Origin of the sequence: Solilutibacter silvestris, from assembly GCF_050574925.1 — a bacterium.
In the GTDB taxonomy this organism is placed as follows: Bacteria; Pseudomonadota; Gammaproteobacteria; order Xanthomonadales; family Xanthomonadaceae; genus Solilutibacter; species Solilutibacter silvestris_A.
Window position 1 is genome coordinate 533,626 of record NZ_JBCMOO010000002.1, and the last position, 21,576, is coordinate 555,201.

Genomic DNA, 21,576 nt, shown 5'->3' on the forward strand with positions numbered 1-21,576 from the left:
CTACCCTGATCCCTGATCTCGGCGCGCCTGCGCCACTGGGAGCGCATGTCGGCCCGTTTCGCCCATCTGCAGCTGCATAGCGAGTATTCGCTGGTCGATTCCACCATCCGCCTCGACGGACTGGTGCGGCGCTGCGTGGAACTCGGCCTGCCCGCGGTGGCGATCACCGACCGCAACAACCTGTTCGCGCTGGTGAAGTTCTACAAGCTGGCCGAGGGCGCCGGCCTCAAGCCGATCGCCGGCGCCGACCTCACGGTTGTCGATCCCGAGGGCGCCAGCAGCCAGCTCACCCTCCTCTGTCGCGACCACGACGGCTATCTCGCGCTGTCGCGCCTGCTGACGCGCGCATGGATGCATGGCCATCGTCAGGATGGCGTCGGCATCGACAGCGCATGGCTGGATGACGAAAACCTCTCCGGCCTGTTCGCGCTGGCGGGACGCGATTCCTCGATCGGCGCGGCGCTGCTCGGCGGTCGCGACGAACACGCACAGGCCGAAGTCGAACGCCTGCAACGGTTGTTCGGCGATCGATTGAATCTCGCGTTGGCGCGTACCCAGCGCCCGCACGAGGACGCGTTCAACGCCTACGCATTGCATCTGTCCGGACAGCATTCGATCCCGGTCGTCGCCAGCAACGACGTGCGCTTCCTCGACAGCGAAGATTTCGACGCCCACGAAGCGCGCGTCTGCATCGCCACCGGCCGCGTGCTCGACGATCCCAAGCGCCCGCGCCTGTATTCGCCGGAACAGTCGCTGAAATCCGGTGAGGCGATGGCTGAACTGTTCGCCGACATTCCCGACGCGATCGACAACGCCTTCGCCATCGCCGAATGCTGCAACCTCGAACTGCGCCTCGGCACCTATTACCTGCCGGCATTCCCGGTGCCGTCCGACGAAACACTGGACAGCTGGATCCGCGGCCAGTCGCATGCCGGCCTGCGCGCGCGCCTCGAACAGCAGGCGCCCGCCGAAGGACATGATGCGGCGAGCTATCGCGAGCGCCTCGATCGCGAACTCGACGTCATCATCAAGATGGGCTTCCCCGGCTACTTCCTGATCGTGGCCGACTTCATCAACTGGGCCAAGGATCACGGCATTCCCGTCGGACCCGGTCGCGGTTCCGGCGCCGGTTCGCTGGTGGCGTGGTCGCTGGGCATCACCGATCTCGATCCGATTCCCTACGACCTGCTGTTCGAGCGCTTCCTCAATCCGGAACGCGTGTCGATGCCCGACTTCGACATCGACTTCTGCATGGATCGCCGCGACGAAGTCATCGATTACGTCGCCGCGAAATACGGTCGCGATCGCGTCAGCCAGATCATCACCTACGGCACCATGGCGGCGAAGGCCGTGGTGCGCGATACCGGCCGCGTGCTCGGCTTCCCCTATGGTTTCGTCGACGGCGTCGCCAAGCTGATCCCGATGACGCTCGGCGTCGGGCTGGAGGACGCGCTCGGCCGCACCGAGAAAGCGCAGAAGGACGACGCCTGGCGCAGCGACGAACTGATCGGCCGCTACGAGGCCGAGGACGACGTCCGCGACCTGATCGATCTCGCCCTCAAGCTCGAGGATCTTCCACGCAACGCCGGCAAGCACGCCGGTGGCGTGGTGATCTCGCCATCGCCGCTCTCTGACTTCTGCCCGCTGTTCGCGGAACACGCCGGTGGTGGCGAAGGCCGCAACCCGGTGACGCAGTTCGACAAGGACGACGTCGAAGCAGTCGGCCTGGTGAAGTTCGACTTCCTCGGCCTGCGCACGCTCACCATCGTCGACTGGGCGGTCAAGGCGATCAATGCGCGCAAGCCCAGGGACGAGACGCCGCTCGACATCACCAAGCTTCCGCTCGACGACGCCAAGACCTACGAACTGTTCGCACGCGGCGATACCGTCGCCGTGTTCCAGTTCGAATCGCGCGGCATGCGCGAGTTGCTGAAGCGCGCCCTGCCCGACCGTTTCGACGACTTGATCGCCCTGGTGTCGCTGTACCGTCCGGGCCCGATGGACCTGATCCCCGACTTCATCGAGCGCAAGCACGGCCGCGCCGAAGTGAAGTATCCGCATCCCCTGCTGGAGCCGGTGCTGAGCCCGACCTATGGCGTGGTGGTGTACCAGGAACAGGTGATGCAGACCGCGCAGATCCTTGCCGGTTACTCGCTCGGCGGCGCCGACCTGCTGCGCCGCGCGATGGGCAAGAAGAAGCCCGAGGAAATGGCGAAGGAACGCGTCAAGTTCGAGGAAGGCGCGAAGGAACATCACCACCTCGAATCGCGCGTGTCGGGCCCGATCTTCGACCTGCTGGAAAAGTTCGCCGGCTACGGCTTCAACAAGTCGCACGCCGCCGCCTACGCATTGGTGAGCTACCAGACCGCGTGGCTGAAGACGCATTACCCGGCGGAATTCATGGCCGCGGTGCTGTCGTCCGACATGGACAAGACCGAGAAGGTGGTCGGTTTCTTGGACGAAGCGCGCACGATCGGACTCGCCGTGTTGCCGCCCGACGTCAACGCCTCGCGCTACATGTTCGATGCGGTGGATGCGAGGACAGTCCGCTACGGCCTGGGCGCGGTGAAGGGCGTCGGCCAGAACGCCTGCGAAGCGATCGCGGACGAACGCGAACGTGGCGGCCCGTTCACCGACATGCTCGATTTCTGCCAGCGCGTCGACATGACCAAGCTCAACCGTCGCGCGGTGGAAGCATTGGTCAACGCTGGCGCGATGGATGCGCTGGGCGTCAATCGTCCCAGCCTGCTCGCGCAGCTGCCGGAAGCGCTCAAGGCCACCGAACAGCAGGCACGCGAACGCGAAACCGGACAGGATTCGCTGTTCGGCGGTGGCGGTAGCGCCGCGCCGACCTTGCGCATCGAGTTGCCGGAAGTCGCCGACTGGCCGCTGTCGCGCAAACTCGATGGCGAACGCGAAACGCTCGGCACCTATCTCTCCGGCCACCCCATCGATCCCTACCGCGATGCGTTGAAGGCATTGGTCGGCCACGGCCTCAACGACCTCGACGCGATCTGGGCCAACCGCAGCAACGAAGAGAAGCGCGGCTGGCGTCCGGAAAAAACCGTGGTCCTGGCGGGTCAGGTGATCGCGCTGCGCAAGCGCGGCGAATCGCAGGCCTTCGTGACCCTGGAAGACGGCGCTGGCCGCATCGAGGTGATGTTCTTCTCGGAAGCGCTGACGGAATATTCCGCGCTGCTCACCCGCGACCGCATCCTGGTGATCGAAGGCGGACTGCGCGAAGACGAATTCAGCGGCGGCTACAGCCTGCGCGCGCGCCGCTGCTGGGACTTCGAGCTGCTGTGCCCGAACGCCGCGCGCAAGCTCACCGTGCGCATGGACATGCGCGTGCCCGGCGCGCTGCAGGCGCTCGACCAGGCCTTCGCCGAACACCGCCCCGGCTCCACCCCGATCCGCCTGGAAATGCTCCGCGACGGCGCCCGTGGCGCCATCGACCTCGACGGCAGCAACGCCATCCGCGTCAGCGCCGGCTTGGCCGCCGCGCTCAAGGCCCAGCCGGGCGTGCGCGGGGTCGCCCTGGTCCTAGACAAGCCCTGGCTGCAGACCCGGCCCGACGCCGGCTGATCCAGCTGCTCCGAACGCCACCGTCCGGCCCTGTCATCGTCATCCGCTAGACTGTCCTCCTTGTTTCACCCAGACCCTTCATGAACCCGAATTACCTCGATTTCGAGCAACCCATCGCCGATCTGGAAGCGAAAATCCAGGAACTGCGCCAGGCCAGCGCCGGCCCGGGGGTCAATGTCGACAACGAAGTGCGCGCGCTGCAGGAAAAGCTGCGCCAGCGCACCGCCGTGATCTTCCGCGACCTCACCCCGGCGCAAATCTCGCAGATGTCGCGCCACCCGCAGCGCCCGTACACGCTGGACTACGTCAAGGTGATCTGCGACGAATTCCAGGAACTGGCCGGTGACCGCGCCTTCGCCGATGACGCGGCGATCGTCGGCGGCCTGGCCCGCATCGACGGTCGCCCGGTGATGGTGATCGGCCACCAGAAGGGCCGCGACACCAAGTCGAAGGTCCGCCGCAATTTCGGCATGCCGCGCCCCGAGGGCTATCGCAAGGCCCTGCGCCTGATGAAGCTGGCCGAGCGTTTCCAGCTGCCGATCTTCACCTTCATCGACACCCCCGGCGCCTACCCCGGCATCGGCGCGGAAGAACGCGGCCAGTCGGAAGCGATCGCCCGCAACCTGATGGAGATGGCCGAACTGCGCGTGCCGATCATCTGCACCGTCATCGGCGAAGGCGGCTCCGGTGGCGCGCTGGCGATCGGCGTCGGCGACCGCACCTTGATGCTCGAATACGGCACCTATTCGGTGATCTCGCCGGAAGGTTGCGCGGCGATCCTGTGGAAGGATGCGTCGAAGGCCAAGGAAGCCGCCGAGCAGATGGCGATCACCGCGCCCAAGCTGAAGGCGCTGGGCCTGATCGACAAGATCGTGCGAGAACCGATCGGCGGTGCGCAGCGCAATCCGCAGCAGACCGCGAAGCGCCTCAAGGCGATCCTGCTCAACGAGCTGGCTACGCTCGACGCGCTCTCGGTCGACGAGCTGCTGGAACACCGCTACCAGCGCCTGCGCGGCTACGGGGCGTTCGAGAACGGCTGATCGGCATCGCCAGCCCAACCTATACTCCGGGTGCCGGCAATCGGCCGGCATCCATCGGGGAAGGTTGCACAAGATGATCATTAAGCGCATTGATCCCGTTTCGGCCGGCAAGATCTCCGGCATCATCGGCGTCGCGATCGGCCTGATCGCAGGCGTGTTCCTTTTCCTGTTCAGCAGCATGTTTGCCGGCGCGATGGCGCACCAGGGCAATGGCTTCGCTGGCGCCATGTTCGGTGGCGTCGCCGGCATCGTCGTCCTGCCGATTTTCTACGGCGTTTTCGGTTTCATCGGCGGGCTGATCCAGGCGCTCATCTACAACCTGGCCGCCGGCTGGGTTGGCGGCATTCGCGTCGAGACGGAATGAGTGCAACGCTGTCGCTGACGGCATCACCGACCGCCATCGATGCCGCATCGGTGGTGGTCGGCCTCAGCGGCGGCCTCGACTCCACGGTCCTGCTGCATCGCCTGCGTGATATCGCCCCGCGCCTTCGCGCCATCCACGTCCACCACGGTCTGCATCCCGATGCCGATGCGTGGGCGGAACATTGCGCTGCAATGTGCGCGGCGTTCGATGTTCCTTTGCACATCATTCGCGTCGAAGTCGATCGCGATTCCGGACTCGGGCCGGAAGGCGCTGCCCGCGCCGCACGCCATGCCGCGTTTGCGGCGGAACTGCAGGACGGCGAAGTGCTGGCGCTCGCCCATCATCGTGACGATCAGGCGGAAACCTTCCTGCTGCGGGCGCTGCGCGCGTCCGGAACCAACGGGTTGTCGGCGATGCGTCCGTGGCGGCGGTACGAACACGGCTGGTTGTGGCGACCACTGCTGGACACGTCGCGCGCGGACATTCTTGCGTATGCGAATGCACACGGATTGGCATGGATCGAGGATCCTTCCAACGCCAACGCCACCTACGATCGCAATTTCCTGCGCAACGAAGTGCTGCCGTTGCTGCGCCAACGCTGGCCGCAAGCATCGACATCCTTCGCGCGCAGCGCCACGCTGGCCGCGGAAACAACGGAGCGCGATGCCGATGGCGTCCGCATCGCCCTGCTCGCCTGTCACCGCGACGATGGCGATCTCGACGCCACCGCCTTGCAACGACTTCCTTCATCGTTGCGCGCCGACGTATTGCGTCACTGGGTGACCGAAGCCGGGCTGCCACCATTGCCCGCCAGCGGCATCGACGCGATCGAGCGGCAACTGTTGCCCGCGCGCGCCGACGCCGAAGCCGAATACCGCTGGCAGCAAGCGCGCATCCTGCGTTGGCGCGATCGCCTCCACGCCGAAACCTCGCGTCCGTCCCTGGATCCCGATTTCCGCGCCCACTGGGATGGCAGCGATCCACTGCAGCTGCCTGATGGCGCGCGACTGGAACTGATCGGCGCGCCAGCCTTCGATCATCCGTTCGACGTCCATGCCCGGCGCGGTGGCGAGCGCATCCGCCTGCCCGGACGCGATCATTCGCACGCGCTCAAGCACGCCCTGCAGCAGGCCGGCATGCCACCCTGGCTGCGCGAGCGCCTGCCCCTGCTCGTCGACGGCGACGAAGTCCTCGCCGCGGGCGAATTGCTTTCCGCGCGCCTGCACGGCTGGCTGCACGATCGCGGCGCCCGCCTGCGCTGGCATCTCGGCTAAACTCGACCCATGGCCCGCAAATCCCCCGCATCGTCGCCACAGGACCCGTCCCCGGTCGCCACCTTCGAGACCTCGCTCGACGCGCTCGAAGCGCTGGTCGAACGCATGGAACAGGGCAATCTCGGTCTCGAGGAATCCCTGTCCGCCTACGAGCGCGGCATCGGCCTCTACCGTGAATGCCAGGCGGCGCTGGAACAGGCCGAGTTGCGGGTGCGGCTGCTCAGCGACCTCGATGCACCGGAATCGGCCCGTCCCTTCCCGGATGACTCGACGGATCGTTCCGGTGATGCCTGATCCCGCCGCGCTGCTCGCCGACTGGCGGGCGCGCACCGAATCCGATCTCGACCACGTCCTTTCGGACACCTTCGCCAGCACGCGCCTCGCCGACGCCATGCGTCATGCGGTGAAGGCCGGCGGCAAGCGCATCCGGCCATTGCTGGTGCATGCGACGGTGCACGCATTGGGTGAAGATGGCGAACGCGCGCGGCAGGCCGCCGTCGCGGTGGAACTGCTCCACACCTATTCGCTGGTCCACGACGACCTGCCGGCGATGGACGACGACGCCCTCCGTCGTGGCCAGCCGACCGTGCATGTCGCCTTCGACGAAGCCACCGCGATCCTCGCTGGCGACGCCCTGCAATCGTTGGCGTTCACCATCCTGGCCTACGGCGCCGTGCCTGCCGATGTCTGCGTGAAGCAACTGCGCGAACTCGCGCACGCCTCCGGCATCGACGGCATGTGCGGCGGGCAGATGCTCGACCTCGAGGCGACCGGCGCCGCCGACGCACTGTCGATCGCCGAGCTGGAACGCCTGCATGCGCTCAAGACCGGCGCGTTGCTGCGCGCGGCGGTGCGCATGGGCGCATTTGCCGGTGGCGCGGACGATGCGCAACACGAGGCGCTTGATCGCTACGCCGATGCCCTCGGCCTCGCCTTCCAGATTCGCGATGATCTACTCGACATCGAAGGCGACAGCGCCACGCTCGGCAAGACCGCGGGCAAGGACCTGCAACAGCAGAAATCGACCTTCCCCGCCCTGCTCGGCATCGATGCCTCGCGGCAACGCCTGCACGAACTTGCGACCGAAATGAACGACGCGCTGGCCGGCTTCGACCAGCGCGCCGATGCGCTGCGTGCGATCGCGCGCCAGGTGATCGAGCGCGATCGCTGAAGCTGCGCGGTTACTTCACCAGCCGCAGCGAGAACGGATAGCGATAGGGCTTGCCTTCCCATGCCGCGATCGCGGCAAGGATCGAGCACACCAGCCACATCAACGCACCTGCCCCGAGCACGGCCAGCAACAGCAGTCCGGCCGGGATCGTGACCAGCGCGCCGATGCCGAGCGTGACCACGGTGGCGCCCACCAGCACGATGCCGATCAGGATCGCGGCACAGGCGCCGAGGAACATGGTGATGTTGAAGTTGAGCGCTTCCTTGGCATGTTCGGCCGCGAACGGATGGCGGTCGCGCACCAGCGCCCACACGCCCAGCGCCACCAGCGCACCGGCCACGCCGGCGAACCAGTGGGTGAAGAACGCAGCCAGCAACGCGCCCACATGCACGCCCGTCGCCCATTGGCGATCGGCGGCATCGTGCACGGCGACTTGTTCGATCGTGTCCATCTTCACCACTCCAACCAGAAAAGGATGACGGGATCACTATGGTGATCGCCCTGCCCGGCAACAAGTGACGGAGGTGGGGATGACTTTCGTCGTGTTCAGGCTGCGCGGATCAGGCCATGCATCGACGCGACATCGGCGCTGGCGGGAAACACGCGGGCATCGCTGGCGGCCGCGCCCACGCCCAGGTGCGATTCCAGCACGCCCTTGAACAGTCCGCGCATGTCGCTGGTGGCGAGCAGGTCACGCTGCTGATTGAGTTGCGAATTGGCGAGCCCCGGCCATGTCCCACCCACGCGCCCGCCATTCACCGCGCCACCGGCAAGGAAGGCGACGCCGCCGGTGCCATGATCGGTGCCATTGGTGCCGTTGACGGCGGCCGTGCGTCCGAATTCGGTGACGACCACGATCGCCGTGCGCTGCCAGATCGCGTCACCGTTGCTTTTGAACGCCTGCAACCCCGAATCCAGTTCGAACAGCTTGCGTTGCAGGATGCCGGCTTCGTTGTAATGCGTGTCCCAGCCGGTGTCCTCGACGAAGGCGATGCGCGGACCATCGGCGGCCGACATGAAATGCGCGGCGGCGCCCAGTGCATCGGCGAGATGCCCGCGCTTGTCGCCGGCCTTGGCGGTGTTGTCGTTCTCGTCGGTGCCGGCCCTCGCGAATGCCGGCCCCAGCATCGGGTCGCGCGCATACAACAACTGCAGGCGTTGCATCAGGATCGGATCGATCGCATGCGCCAGCGGCGGCGACCACGTCGTCGCGGCACCGTTGCCGCGCATGATCAACGGCATCACCGCGGTGATCGCCAGGCCGCTCGATCCACCGAGCTCGTGCACGCAACGATTCATCCAGCCGCTGCGACCGCCCGGGCCCTGGGTGCCGTTCTCGACGCAGTCCTGGGCTTCGAAATGCGAGCGCTCGCGATACGGCGGCGCCACCGCGACGATCGGCAGGAATTCCTTCGCCGCGTACAGTTGCGAAGCGAACGTCAGCGACGGATGCAGGGCGAAACCGCCATCGATCGCGTGGGCGTCCTTGATCGCCGCTTCGCCGAGTGCGCCGCGCAGGCGCAGGTAGTCGGAATCGTTCGGACGCGGCAACGCATGGAGACCGTCGAGGCCGCCGCGCAGCAACACCACCACCAGGCGGGTGTCGTTCGCCGAGGTCGCGGCCAGAGCGAACTTCGGCAGCGTTCCCACCAGCGATGCGGCGGCGCCTGCCATTAGGAATTGGCGTCGGCTCAGGGCCATCTCAGGCTCTCCACTGGAAGGACGGACTGGCCAGCAACAAGGCGACGCCCTGGCGCGGCGATTCGGCACGGCGCACGGCGAGCAGCGTTTCCGCATCCATGCCGTCGCCGAGCGCGCGCGTCGCCATCTGCACCGGATCGTTGCTCGCGGTCTGCGGCGCGGCATCGGCCAGCGTCTGCGCCGCCTGCACGCGCTTGAACAACGCATCGGGGCCGGACCAGTCGGCCGCGGTGTCGGCGAATCCCGCCGGCGAACGCGGCTGGAACACCGGATGGCCCATGCGCGCCTGCAGGTCGAGCGTGCGCGCGGCATCCTTCTGGCCGTCGAGCGTCAACGCGCGCATCGACGACACCAGGAAATCCTGCGGCGTCTTGAACTTGCGCGCGGTCGGCGCCCACGCCAGCGGATGCTTCACCATCGTCGAATAGAGCGTCGAAAGATCGCCACCGGAGGCAAGATAGGCCTTCGCCATCGCGGCCACCAGCTGTGGCGGCGGCTGGTCGGCGACGAAGTGCCGTGCCAGCTTGAACGACAGGTGTTGCGCGGTCGCCGGATGCAGCGCGAGATCCGCCAAAATGGCACGTCCCTGTGCCTCGCCCTCTTCCCGATAGCGTTTGCCGAGCACGCGGCGATCGCCGGGCTCGTGCGTGTTGGCGTTGAAGCGGAATGGTGATCCGGTGTCTGAGCTGTCCTGCGGGCGTTGCAGGCTCCAGCCGGTGATCGCCTTCGCCAGTTCGATCACGTCGCCCTGCGCATAGCCGCCGTTGACGCCCAGCGTGTGCAATTCGAGGATTTCGCGCGCGAGGTTCTCGTTGAGGCCGCGGCGCGCCGCCTTCGGGTTCGGCGCGTTGCGCGCACGCATGCCCGCCTTGGAATCGACGCCGATCGATTGCGTGTTGTCGAGATAAAGCAGCATGCCCGGATGCGTCTCGATCGCCATCAAGAGATCGGAGAACTTGCCGAAGGCATGCGGGCGGATCGCCTCGCGCTCCATCGGCGCCGCAAACGAGGCCGCGATGTTCTTGTCGGTGGAAATCGCGAAGTGGTTCGACCAGAAACGGACGATGCGTTCCGGGAAACTGCGCGCCGTGACCACCGCGACCTGTTGCCGCAACGCGATTTCCTGGCGGATGCGCTGGCGCAGGTCTTTCTCGGCGTCCTTTGCCGCCTGCTGCGCCATCATGTCGCCGTTCGAATCCTTCGCCATCTTGCGCAGGTCGCGCACGGTGCCTTCCTGGCGCAGATAATCCAGGCTGTTCGGCAAGGCATCGGGAAGCACTTCGGCGCCGGCGGAGAGCTGCGACAACAACCAGCCATGCGGATCGCTCGCGGCATCGCCAAGCTCGCCCGGACGGGCGCCCAGCCCGAAGCGGTTGACGGCAGTGACTACAGCGATCGGCTGCGCCATGGCAGGACTCATGAAGTACCTGCCACGGGAACGCGCGCCAGCCCCAGCGGGTTGACGCGCGCCTACGACATTACGAATCTGTCACTTGATCAGGCGCAAGGTGAATGGGTAGCGGTAAGCCACGCCTTCATTGGCCTTGATGCCGGCGATCACGGCAAGGATCAGGCCCGCCAGGCCGACCAGCGGCATCAGCACGATGCCAATGGCCACGAAGATCAGCAGGAAGCAGACGAACAATGCGATCGACAGGGTGATCTGGAAGTTCAACGCTTCCTTGCCCTGGTCATCGACGAACGGCATCGTGTCCTTCTTCACCATCCAAATGATCAGCGGGCCAAGCAGATGGCCGAACGGAACGATCAACCCTGCCAATGCCGACAGGTGCGCGATCATTCCCCACTGCCGTTCGTCGGCGCTGATTCCGGATGCCCCGGCGGTTGTCTGTGTCGTCTCTTCGTCCATCGTTACCCCTCCCGATATTGGTTTGGATCGATGGTACGCCAGCCGGATGACCGGGCCAACCGGCCGGCTCAGCCGCCGGCGACGGTCATCCGCCCGACCAGCAGCGAGCCCATGCGGGTGGACGAACGCGGGTCGATATCGCGGCCGATCGCCTCGACCGCCATGAACATGTCGCGCAGGTTGCCGGCGATGGTCACGCCATCGACCGGGTGCACGCGCTTGCCGTTCTCGATCAGATAGCCGGCAGCGCCGCGCGAATAATCGCCGGTTACGGTATTCACGCCCTGCCCCATCAGTTCGGTGACCAGCAGCGCGCGCGGCAGGTTGGCGATGATGCCCTCGAGGTCGTCGACATTCCCCTCGACGTCAAGGTTGTAGATGCCGCCGGCATTCGCCGTGCTCTGCAGGCCCAGCTTGCGCGCCGAATAGCTGCCGAGCACGTAGCGCTGCAACACGCCGTTGGTGACCAGCGGCGATGTCTGCGTCGCGGTGCCTTCGGCATCGAACGACGTTGAGCGGAATCCGCCCATCAGGTGCGGCTGTTCGATCATCGACACCCAATCCGGGAACACCTGCTTGCCGGCATGGTCGACCAGGAAACTGGCGTGGCGATACAGCGCGCCACCCGAAACCGCGCCGATGAAATGACCGACCAGCGAACGCGCGACTTCCGGCGCGAACACGATCGGCAGGGATCCGGTCGGCAGTCCGCGCGGATCGAGGCGTTCCACCGTGAGCGCCGCTGCGCGCCGGCCCACCGACCGCGCCGATTCCAGCGCATCCGAACGCAGGGCCGCGGTGTACCAGCCATCGCGCTGCATGCCGTCGCCCTCGCCCGCGATCAACGCGCACGACAGGCTGTATTGCGTCTCGCGCTCGTGGCCCATGAAGCCATGGGAGTTGGCATAGACGCTGACGCTTTCGCTGGCGGAATTGGAGCAGCCATCGGAATTGCGGATGCGGGCGTCGGCATCGCGGCCAGCCTGCTCGCAGTCGAGCGCCTGCGCGATCATCGCGTCGGCATCGAAATGTTGCGGATGCCACTGGTCGAACTCGCGCAATTCGCGCGCCATCCGCTCGGGATCGGCGAGTCCCGCGGCCGGATCGGTTTCGGTGTAACGAGCAATCGTGCAGGCGTGCTCGACCGTCGCCGCGAGGCTGGCTTCGGAGAAATCGCCGGTGCTGGCCGAACCCTTGCGCTGGCCGAAATAGACGGTCAGCGAGACGCCGCGATCGCGGGTCGATTCCACCGTCTCCACCGCGCCCATCCGCACCGAAGTGCTGAGCCCCCGCGATTCCGAGCAATCGACTTCGGCCTGGGTCGCGCCACTGCTCTTGCACAGGTCCAGCACCCGCTGCGCCAGCGTCGACAGGGCCTCGATTCGTTGCGGACTGTCGTCAGTGGAATGGGCGATGGACAGGTCGGACGTGTTCAATGGCGTATCCTTGAGGCTTGAAACTGGAGATTAGTGGTGCGCGGTCGCGATTCCGAAACCGGTGAATTCCTTGGCGCCAGCCGCAGCCAGCAGCGGCGCGAAGCGCTGGACGTGCTGGAACTGGCGGAAACCCTGACCGGGCTTCCCGGTGGCCAGCTGGCGGCGCTGCCGATCCCGGAAGAACTGCTGCCGCACTTGAACGATGCCCGCCGCATCACCTCGCACATCGCCAAGAAGCGCCAGATCGCGTTTCTCGCCAAGCAGATGCGCCGCCAGGATGACGAAGCCCTGGATGCGATCCGCGACGCGCTGGACGCGCACAGCGAGGGATCCAAGCGCCAGGTCGCCGACATGCATCGCGCCGAGGAATGGCGCCTGCGCCTGATCGAAGGCGGCGATGACGCGATGGCGGCTTTCGTCGATACGCATCCGGACGCCGATCGCCAGCGTCTGCGCCAGCTGGTGCGCAACGCCAAGGACGAGGCCGCGCGCAACAAGCCGCCGCGCGCCTTCCGCGAACTGTTCCGCGAGATCCGCAGCGCGTTCGAGGGCGGCAACACCGCGTCGCACGATTTCGATGCCGACGTCGCCGACGACGATTCCAGCGACGCCTGAGCGCGCGGTTTTCACGCCTGCGTTCCGCCCACGGTCATCTCGCTGATCAGCAGCGACGGCTGGCCGACGCCGACCGGTACCGACTGCCCATCCTTGCCGCAGACGCCCACGCCATCGTCGAGCGCGAGATCGTGGCCGACCATCGTCACCCGCTGCATCGTCTCGGGACCGTTGCCGATCAGCGTCGCGCCCTTGACCGGCGCGGTGACCTTGCCATCCTCGATCAGATAGGCCTCGGTGGCGGAGAACACGTACTTGCCGCTGGTGATGTCGACCTGGCCGCCGCCGAAGTTCACCGCATACAGGCCACGCTTCACGCTGCGGATCATGTCTTCGGGCGAATGCGTGCCCGCAAGCATGTAGGTATTGGTCATGCGCGGCATCACGGTATGCGCGTACGACTCGCGACGACCGTTGCCGGTCGACTTCGCGCCCATCAGGCGCGCGTTGAGCGTGTCCTGCATGTAGCCGGTGAGCACGCCGTCTTCGATCAGCGTCGTGCAGTTGGTGGGCGTGCCTTCGTCGTCCATGTTGAGCGAACCGCGGCGACCGGCGAGCGTGCCGTCATCAACAATCGTCACGCCCGGCGACGCCACGCGCTGGCCCATGCGCCCGGCGTAGGTCGAGGTGCCCTTGCGGTTGAAATCGCCTTCCAGGCCGTGACCGACCGCCTCGTGCAGCAGCACGCCGGTCCAGCCGTTGCCGAGCACCACCGGCATCACGCCGGCCGGCGCATCGACCGCCTCGAGATTCAGCAGCGCGGCGCGCAAGGCCTCGCGCGCGAATTTTTCCGGCTTGCCGTTGCCCAATAATTCTTCGTACGAATAGCGTCCGCCGAATCCCGCATAGCCGGATTCGCGGCGACCGTTCTGCTCGACGATCACCTGCACGTTCATCCGCACCAGAGGACGCACGTCGGCGGCGAGCACGCCTGCGCTGTTGGCGACGAGCACGGTGTCGACGCCACCGGAGATCCCGACCATCACCTGCTTCACGCGCGGATCGAGACTGCGCACCAGGGCATCGACCTTGCGCAAGGCATCGACCTTGGCATCGTTCGACAAGGCATCGACGGGGTCGAGCGCGGGATACAACGCGCCCTGCGTGCGCGACACCAGCGCCTGCGGCGCATGGAGCCCGCCATCGCGGGCGATCGCGCGCGCGGCGCCAGCGGCTTCCAGCAAGGCCTGCGCGCTGATGTCGCCGGAATAGGCAAAACCGGTCTTCTCGCCACTGATCGCACGCACGCCGACGCCCTGGTCGATGGAGTGCGCGCCGTCCTTGACGATGCCGTCCTCGATGCTCCAACTCTCGCGTCTGGCGTGCTGGAAATAGAGGTCGCCGAAATCGATGCCCTTGCCCATCAGCGCGGCGAATGCGGGATCGAGTCGTTGCAGGTCGAGCCCGGACGGAACCAGCAAGGTGGAACTGGCGATCTGGAGCGGATTTTGCATGGATTTCCCGGCAGGAAACGAGGAAGCGATCATCTCATGTCGGGATGAAAGCGCGGAAAATCAAGCGCCAGCGCACGCGGAGCCAAACAATCGCCCGGGGCGTGGGTGGCCTGTCTCGGGTGCGACCGTTCCGCCGCATGGATGCGGCGGACGAGCCTACATGGATGTATTCACGGCGTGTCGCGCACGGGATAGGCCACCCGCGACCGCAAGGGCGATTGCGAAACACTCACCGCGCAGGCGCTTGCGCCGCCGCTTTCCCGGTTTCCTGCACTTTCGGATCGCTCCACGGCCCGGTGACGCGATAGGTCTTTTCGGCCATCTGGCTGAAGGGCTTGCGCAATACCGCCCCGGCCACCGCGCCGATCGCCGCGCCCACCGGACCGCCGGTCAACGCGCCGACCGCGGTCAGGACGTTGCCGGTCTTGGGATAGACATGAATGGTCTGGTCGAACTGCTGCGCGGCCATGTCCGCCGCACCCTCGATGCGGATGTCGGCCGCCGATCCCTTGATCGCCAGGTTGTTGCTGTGCGCCTTGCCGCCGTCGAAACGGATGTCGCCGGTGACGCTGTTGAAACGGAAGCCGCTGTCGAAGAAATCGTGGAAGTCGAGCGTGAGCCGGCGCGGCAACTGGGCGAGGCTGAGCAGGCCGAGCACGCGACCGACGCCGGGCTGCACCTTCACCAGTTGCCCGTCGCGCATGTCGATGTTCATCGATCCCGCCAATGTCGCGCCGCTGGCATCAATCGGTGCGCCGGGCCAGCGCAGGTCGAGCAGCACGCTGCCCTTGCCGTCGCCGAGTTGTCCTTTCATTCCCAATCCGTCGAGCAGCGCACCGAAATCCTGGGTATCGAGCCGGGCCTGTACGCGCGTCTGTGCGGCGCGCCCCGTTCCAAGCCAACTGCCGGTGGCGGCGAGATGCTGCTGGCGCGATTGCAGGTCGAGTCGATCCACCTGCAATCCGCCGGCGACCTGGTGCGTGCGCAACACCGCGGTGTTGAATGCAAGGGCACCGATGCGCAAGTCGTTGATATCGAGTGCCAACGGCGGAATGTGCGCGGGATCGATGTCGTTGCTTGAAGAAGACGCCGATGCCGTCGCTGCCGCACCGCCCGGCGACGACGTCCAATGCACGCGATCGAACTTGCCGCTGATGGTGGCATTGCTTGCATTGGGAATCGTCAACTGCCCTTGCAAGGCATCCCCCTGCACCTGCACCAGATAACCGTTGCCGCTCGGCGTCATCCGCAGGCGCGATGCCGGGAATGTCGCTGCACCCAGCAACAGGCGATCGGTGGTGATGTCCAGGCGTTTGAGGGAGAAGGAACTGTCATCGCCACCGGTCATCGCCAGCCATGCCGGCGCATCCAGGCTCGGAGCATGCCCGGTCACCACCAGCCCGGAATCGGGCGGCGTTTCGGGACTGCCGTCGCCCATCGCCATGGCGATGCCGGTGTGACCGTTCGCGCTGCGCGCGCGCACGTTCACGACGCGACCCAGCTTCACTCCGATCTCGCCCTGCCCCAGCGGCAGCGGCAAGGTGATGACGGAAGGCATCGTCGTTGCCGCGACCTTCGCGAATGGCGCGGGGAGATCAAGCTTCGTTCCCAACAGGTCCGAGCGCAACTCGACATGGTTGACCGTCGTCGCGCTCGCGCCCTTCGGCACGTCCACCGCCACCGTCCAGCGCGAACGTCCATCGACATGCGGCTGCATCCATTTCAGGTCGGGCACGCGCGCCAGCAATTCGCGCGCACCGAACGTGCCTTCGAGCGCGGCTTCGAACACGTTGCCGTGGTCGCGGACATCGCCACCCGCGCGCAGGTCGAGCGTGCCCGGCTGGCCTTCGTGCACCACGTTCAAGCCATCGGCGACGAAACCGCTGCGATCGTATTTCGCACTGCCTCGCACGTTGTCGAAGCGCAGGCCATATTCACGATGCGCGAGCTTGGCGCCGTCCAGCATGGCGATGCCGTCTAGCTTGTAGGGCAGATCGTCGTGGAACGGCAGGAACAGGGTGAGGCTGGTGCGCGCCGGGCCGCCGACATCGAGTTGCGCGAACACCGATCCGAGATCCTTCTCCAACGGACTCTGGCGCAGCATCTCCAGCATCTGCTTGGCGTCGCCATTGCCATCGGCCTTGATGGTCAACTCGGCCTTGTCGAAATTGGGAATGTCGGCCACCGCATGGGTGACGTTGACCCCGGCGATGGTGCCATCGGTTTCGATGTGCATGCCGGCGCCGAGGAATTGCACGTGCGTGAGCTTGCCGCGCAATTCGGGCCAATCGGGCTGGAACTTCAACACCGCGTCGCGGACGTCGGCATCGACTTCGAACAGGCCGCTGTTGTTGCGGAACGGCCAGTCGTCGAGATCGCCGGACACCACTGCGTGCGCGCGTTCGATATGGCCGCCGACCAATGCCATGTTCAACCAGTCGACGGTCGCCTTCGGCATCATGTAGTTCACCCAGTAGCCGTGCGATGCCGTCACCGGCGTCTGGCTGGTGACATCGGCGGCGATGCCGATCAGCGGTCGGGTGCCATCGCCCTGCCAGCGCAAGCCGCCGCGCGCATCCACCGAGACGTCGGGCGATGACAGATGCAAGGCGTCGGTGCCGAAACCGAAACCATCGCCATCGCGATACCAGACGATGTTGCCGTTGGGCTGGTATGTGTGCGGCACGCCGAAACCGCTGGGCCAATCGAAGGTGAAACGACTTGTCGGATCGAGCGCCAGCGCGCCGCCATCGCGATCGCCGACCATGCGCCCGCTCACGCCGCTCACGCCCGGGGCATGGCCAACCGCGCGGAAGCCGACACGATCGGCTGTTGCGGTCACGCGCGGCTGGTCCGCGCTTCCGGCCAGGCGCACGTCACGCAGGCTGCCCTGCGGCTGCGCTTCCGCCAGCCAGCGCGCGAGACCCGCGGGAACCCGGTCCGACAATGCCGCGATCGACGCCACCATCGGCAGATCGACGCGCGCCACCGCGGCCGAAAGACGATCGCCGCCTGCAACGCTCAAACCATCCAGCGCCTGCGTCGTGCCCGCACGGGTGATGGTGAGCGTCGGCACGTCCATGCGCCAATCCGTGCCGGAATGGCGATAACCGGCCAACCCTTGCACGCGCTGCAACAGCACCGGCGTGGCGGTCGATCCCGGTGTGCTCGAACGCAACAGCACATCGCTGAAATCGCTGCGGCTCACCAATTTCGTCACCCGGCGTGCGCCCACGTCCAGCCACGCCTCGCCGCTGCCGTGGCCACCGGCCAGCGCGACGCCGAACAACTGCAGGAAGCCCTGGTAACCCTTCAGGTCGAGACCGCGACTGCCGACATAGACGCGACCGTCGCCACTGTGGCGATCGAAATCCATCGTGGCGAAGGTTGGCGTCGCGACGCCCTTCAGCCAGCCGCGCATGCCGACGCGCACGCGCGCGCCGTTGACCTGCGTACGGACGTCGATGCGCGGAATGTCGGCGTGCAATCCCAGCGAATGCGCATCCAGCGTCAGGCTGCCGCCGATCACCTGCAACTCGCCCAGCGGTTCGAGCGTGGTCAGCGGATCGCCACCATTGGTCTGCCCCGGCAAACCGCGCACATGCCAGGTGCCATCGTCGTCGCGCTGCAGGTTGACGTGGATGCCGCGCAGGCGCAGTTCGGTGAGGCGATTGCCCGGCAGCCAGCCGGTGTACTGGGAGACCAGCAATTCGGCATCGCCGAGCCGCAACGGATTGTCAGGCGAACCGACGGTGAGATCGCGCAACGACAACAAGGGACCACGACGCGTCCAGTGCGCGTGCACGCTGGAGAACTGCACCGGGCGTCCAGCGCGTTCGCTCAACCATGCGCGCACTTCGTTCGGGTGTTCTTCGATCCATGGCATCACCCGGCTCAACGCCGCGGTGAGCAACGCCAGCAACAACAGGCACACACCGATCGCGTAATAGAGCGATTTGCCCGCGAGGTGGATATGCCGCCGCATCAGAACGGGGTCTTACAGCAGGACGACATCGTAGTGCTCCTGCACGTACTGGTCGTCCTGCTGGAAGCGGATCGACTTGCCGAGGAATTCCTCGAGCTCGGCGACGGCGGTCGATTCTTCCTCGGTGATGCGATTGACCACCGCCGGCGACGCGATCACCAGCAGGCGCTCGGCATCGAACTGGCGCACGGCCCGGGTGATCTCGCGGAAGATTTCGTAGGTCACCGTTTCCGCGGTCTTCAGCGTGCCGCGGCCATTGCAGGCCGGACACGGTTCGCACAACTGACGCTCCAGCGATTCCACCGTGCGCTTGCGCGTCATCTCGACCAGGCCGAGCGGCGAGAAATCGTAGACGGTGGTCTTGGCGTGGTCTTTCGACAGCGACTTCTCCAGCATCCGCAACACCTGGCGGCGATGCTCGGGATCGTGCATGTCGATGAAGTCGATGATGATGATGCCGCCGAGGTTGCGCAGGCGCAGTTGCCGCGCCACCGCCTGTGCCGCTTCGAGATTGGTGCGATAGACGGTTTCCTCGAGCGTGCGCTGGCCGACGAAACTGCCGGTGTTGACGTCGACCGTGGTCATCGCCTCGGTCTGGTCGATGACGAGGTAGCCGCCCGACTTCAGCGGCACTTCCTTCTGCAGCGCGCGCTGGATCTCGTCCTCGACGCCGTAGAGATCGAAGATCGGACGCGCGCCGCTGTAAAGCTCGATGCGTTCGGCAAGGCCCGGCATGTATTGCGCGGCGAACACCCGCAGCTTCTCGCAGGTTTCGCGCGAATCCACCTTCACCTTCTCGACGTCGCGACGCATCAGGTCGCGCACCGCGCGCATCGGCAGGCTCAGGTCGTCGTAGATGCAGGTGCCCACCGGCGCGTTGCGCGCGCGCTCCTCGACCAGGCCCCACACCCGCGACAGATAGGCGATGTCTTCGGCCAGCGCTTCCGCCGGCTGTCCTTCGGCATTGGTGCGGATGATGAAACCGGAACCGCCGGTCATCGCCAGCTCGCTGACCAAGCCCTTCAATCGTGCGCGTTCGGCATCGTCCTCGATGCGCGCCGACACGCCGACCACTTTCGACTGCGGCAACATCACCAGGTAGCGCGACGGCACGCTCAGCTGCATCGTCAAACGCGCACCCTTGCTGCCGATCGGGTCCTTGACCACCTGCACCACGATGTCCTGGCCATCGCGCAGCAGTTCGGTGATCGGTCGGGTTGGAGGCGCCGGGGTTTCGGCAGCGGTGGCGCCGTCTTCGTTCGGGATCGCCGGCATCGCCCGCAGGATGTCGTTGGCGTGCAGGAAGGCCGCGCGCGCCAGGCCGATGTCGACGAAAGCCGCTTGCATCCCCGGCATCACCCGCTGGACCTTGCCCTTGTAGATGTTGCCGACGACGCCGCGACGCCAGCCGCGTTCGATGTGCAATTCCTGCAGCATGCCGTTCTCGACCACGGCGACGCGGGTTTCGCGCGGAGTGACGTTGACCAGGATTTCTTCGGTCATGGCCAGACTCCTGCTTGCGCCAACAGACGTGATGTTTCCGCCAGCGGCAGGCCCATCACCCCGCTGTGGCTGCCATCGAGATGGGTGATGAAGACCTGCGCCGCGCCCTGGATGCCGTAGGCGCCCGCCTTGCCCTGCCACTCGCCGGTGTCGAGATACCAGTCGAGCACGGTCGCCGGAAGTTCGCCGAACGTGACCGTCGATTTCGACACTACCTGCAACTCCCGGGAGGCGGACACCAGCCACACGGCGGAAATCACCGTATGCGGGCGACCGGCGAGCAGTTGCAACATGCGGGCGGCATCATCGCGATCGACGGGCTTGCCGAAAACAATGTCGTCCAGCACCACTTCGGTATCGGCGGCAAGCACCCAGGCATCGCGCTGTCCGGAGAGCTGCAGCAAGCCCGCGCCGGCCTTCTCGCGAGCGACGCGGCGGACATAATCCTCCGGCGGTTCGCCTTCGGCGCGGACTTCGGGAACGTCGAGATCGAGCACGCCGAACGCCAGCCCCAGACGGGCCAACAGTTCCGACCGGCGAGGGGAGCGCGAGGCAAGATGCAGCATGGTGCAAGGATACCGTGCGAGGGCCGCCCGGCCTCCCCCGGCGGCTGAACACCGGGCAACATTTCCGGGCCACCCAACCCCGTCGCGAATCACTAACCGTTAACCAGTCATGTACCAACGTGAACTTTTCAGGAGCCCACCATGCGTCCGTTTCGCCCGCTCGCACTTTCCCTCGCCCTTGCCGCCCTTGTCCCCATGACTCTCGACGCCCAGCCCACCCCGCAAGCCACCATCGCCAACAGCGACGGCACCCTGCTCTCGGTCTCGGCCGACGGCTCTTCCAAGCGCGTCCCCGACGTGGCGACGATCTCGACCGGCGTGGTCACCCGCGCCGCCGATGCCAACGCCGCGATGCGCGATAACGCCAACCAGATGACCAAGGTGATGGCCGCCATCAAGGCCGCCGGCGTCGCCGAGCGCGACATCCAGACCAGCGGCGTGAACCTCAATCCGAACTACAACTACACGCCCAACAAGCCGCCGAAGATCACCGGCTACGAGGCACGCAATACCGTCAGCGTGAAGGTGCGCGACATCGCCAAGCTCGGCAAGGTGATGGACAGCCTGGTCGCGGCCGGCGCCAACGATCTCAATGGCCCGTCGTTCGAAGTCGACAAGCCGGACGAGGCCTATGACGAGGCACGCCGTGGCGCGCTGGAGAAGGCGCAGGCGCGTGCGGAGATGTACGCCAAGGCGCTGGGCCTGCGCGTGCGCCGGATCGTCAGCATCGACGAGAGTGGGTCGAGCTTCCCGCGCCCGATCCCGATGATGGCGATGAAGGCGATGGCAGCAGCGGCACCGGCGGCCGACACCGAAGTCTCGCCGGGCGAAGCCAACCTCTCGGCACACCTCAACGTGGTGTTCGAGCTGGGGCGCTAAGTACGCGCACCGCAGCGGGTGGCCGGTTGCGCCACCCGCTTACGTTCCCTTGCAAGCAGTCGATTGATCGGCGCACTGTCGAAGTGCGCGACCCCAACCCCGTTGTCGCGCGTCGCGCGTTGTAGTCCACAGG

At 66.3% G+C, this 21,576-nt stretch carries 17 protein-coding genes; 8 read left to right on the forward strand and 9 right to left on the reverse strand.

The genetic code is table 11. The features are described from left to right. The first annotated feature begins 45 nt into the window (after positions 1-45). The 6 genes from dnaE to ABE093_RS03080 all read left to right on the forward strand — a co-directional run bounded on the left by dnaE (position 46) and on the right by ABE093_RS03080 (position 7,434). Positions 46-3,585, forward strand: a complete 3,540-nt coding sequence (gene dnaE / locus ABE093_RS03055; protein ID WP_430759371.1) for a DNA polymerase III subunit alpha — start codon at positions 46-48, stop codon at positions 3,583-3,585. A gap of 80 nt (positions 3,586-3,665) precedes the next feature. Continuing rightward, the gene (locus ABE093_RS03060; RefSeq protein WP_430759372.1) at positions 3,666-4,625 is read left to right on the forward strand and encodes an acetyl-CoA carboxylase carboxyltransferase subunit alpha; all 960 of its coding nucleotides are present in this window, start codon (positions 3,666-3,668) and stop codon (positions 4,623-4,625) included. A gap of 73 nt (positions 4,626-4,698) precedes the next feature. Further along, positions 4,699-4,989, forward strand: a complete 291-nt coding sequence (locus tag ABE093_RS03065; protein WP_430759373.1) for a hypothetical protein — start codon at positions 4,699-4,701, stop codon at positions 4,987-4,989. After that, complete coding sequence (gene tilS, locus ABE093_RS03070; protein WP_430759374.1) at positions 4,986-6,263, forward strand: tRNA lysidine(34) synthetase TilS; 1,278 nt, start codon at positions 4,986-4,988, stop codon at positions 6,261-6,263. The genes ABE093_RS03065 and tilS overlap by 4 nt, the downstream gene beginning before the upstream one ends. Before the next feature lie 9 nt (positions 6,264-6,272). Continuing rightward, on the forward strand, positions 6,273-6,557 hold the full coding sequence (locus tag ABE093_RS03075; RefSeq protein WP_430759375.1) for an exodeoxyribonuclease VII small subunit: 285 nt from the start codon (positions 6,273-6,275) through the stop codon (positions 6,555-6,557). Then, positions 6,550-7,434, forward strand: a complete 885-nt coding sequence (locus ABE093_RS03080) for a polyprenyl synthetase family protein (protein ID WP_430759376.1) — start codon at positions 6,550-6,552, stop codon at positions 7,432-7,434. Before ABE093_RS03075 ends, ABE093_RS03080 begins: the two co-directional genes overlap by 8 nt. Before the next feature lie 10 nt (positions 7,435-7,444). Here ABE093_RS03080 and ABE093_RS03085 read toward each other — a convergent pair whose 3' ends face one another. The 5 genes from ABE093_RS03085 to pmbA all read right to left on the reverse strand — a co-directional run bounded on the left by ABE093_RS03085 (position 7,445) and on the right by pmbA (position 12,426). Beyond that, positions 7,445-7,885, reverse strand: a complete 441-nt coding sequence (locus tag ABE093_RS03085; protein WP_430759377.1) for a DUF4870 domain-containing protein — start codon at positions 7,883-7,885, stop codon at positions 7,445-7,447. Between the two features lie 95 nt (positions 7,886-7,980). Beyond that, positions 7,981-9,108 carry a DUF1501 domain-containing protein gene (locus ABE093_RS03090; protein WP_430759378.1) on the reverse strand — a complete coding sequence of 376 codons (1,128 nt, stop codon included), beginning with the start codon at positions 9,106-9,108 and terminating at the stop codon, positions 7,981-7,983. Positions 9,109-9,136: 28 nt separating this feature from the next. Then, on the reverse strand, positions 9,137-10,543 hold the full coding sequence (locus tag ABE093_RS03095) for a DUF1800 domain-containing protein (protein WP_430759379.1): 1,407 nt from the start codon (positions 10,541-10,543) through the stop codon (positions 9,137-9,139). Positions 10,544-10,624: 81 nt separating this feature from the next. Then, positions 10,625-11,005, reverse strand: coding sequence for a DUF4870 domain-containing protein (locus ABE093_RS03100; protein ID WP_430759380.1), 381 nt, complete (start codon positions 11,003-11,005; stop codon positions 10,625-10,627). 68 nt (positions 11,006-11,073) lie between these two features. Continuing rightward, positions 11,074-12,426, reverse strand: a complete 1,353-nt coding sequence (gene pmbA, locus ABE093_RS03105) for a metalloprotease PmbA (protein ID WP_430760072.1) — start codon at positions 12,424-12,426, stop codon at positions 11,074-11,076. A gap of 51 nt (positions 12,427-12,477) precedes the next feature. Between pmbA and yjgA the strand changes: the two genes are divergently transcribed. Then, a complete protein-coding gene (gene yjgA / locus ABE093_RS03110; protein WP_430759381.1) occupies positions 12,478-13,056 on the forward strand; it encodes a ribosome biogenesis factor YjgA in 579 nt (192 codons plus the stop codon). 11 nt (positions 13,057-13,067) lie between these two features. On the opposite strand, the gene tldD is transcribed toward yjgA, so the two are convergent. From tldD to ABE093_RS03130, 4 genes are all read right to left on the reverse strand, one after another. Further along, positions 13,068-14,510 carry a metalloprotease TldD gene (gene tldD / locus ABE093_RS03115; RefSeq protein ID WP_430759382.1) on the reverse strand — a complete coding sequence of 481 codons (1,443 nt, stop codon included), beginning with the start codon at positions 14,508-14,510 and terminating at the stop codon, positions 13,068-13,070. Positions 14,511-14,739: 229 nt separating this feature from the next. After that, a complete protein-coding gene (locus tag ABE093_RS03120) occupies positions 14,740-18,495 on the reverse strand; it encodes a YhdP family protein (protein ID WP_430759383.1) in 3,756 nt (1,251 codons plus the stop codon). A gap of 12 nt (positions 18,496-18,507) precedes the next feature. After that, on the reverse strand, positions 18,508-19,998 hold the full coding sequence (rng, locus tag ABE093_RS03125; RefSeq protein ID WP_430759384.1) for a ribonuclease G: 1,491 nt from the start codon (positions 19,996-19,998) through the stop codon (positions 18,508-18,510). After that, a complete protein-coding gene (locus ABE093_RS03130) occupies positions 19,995-20,564 on the reverse strand; it encodes a Maf family protein (protein WP_430759385.1) in 570 nt (189 codons plus the stop codon). Before ABE093_RS03130 ends, rng begins: the two co-directional genes overlap by 4 nt. A 141-nt stretch (positions 20,565-20,705) precedes the next feature. Here ABE093_RS03130 and ABE093_RS03135 point away from each other — a divergent pair, with 141 nt between their 5' ends. Continuing rightward, on the forward strand, positions 20,706-21,443 hold the full coding sequence (locus ABE093_RS03135; RefSeq protein WP_430759386.1) for an SIMPL domain-containing protein: 738 nt from the start codon (positions 20,706-20,708) through the stop codon (positions 21,441-21,443). Positions 21,444-21,576 lie beyond the last annotated feature (133 nt).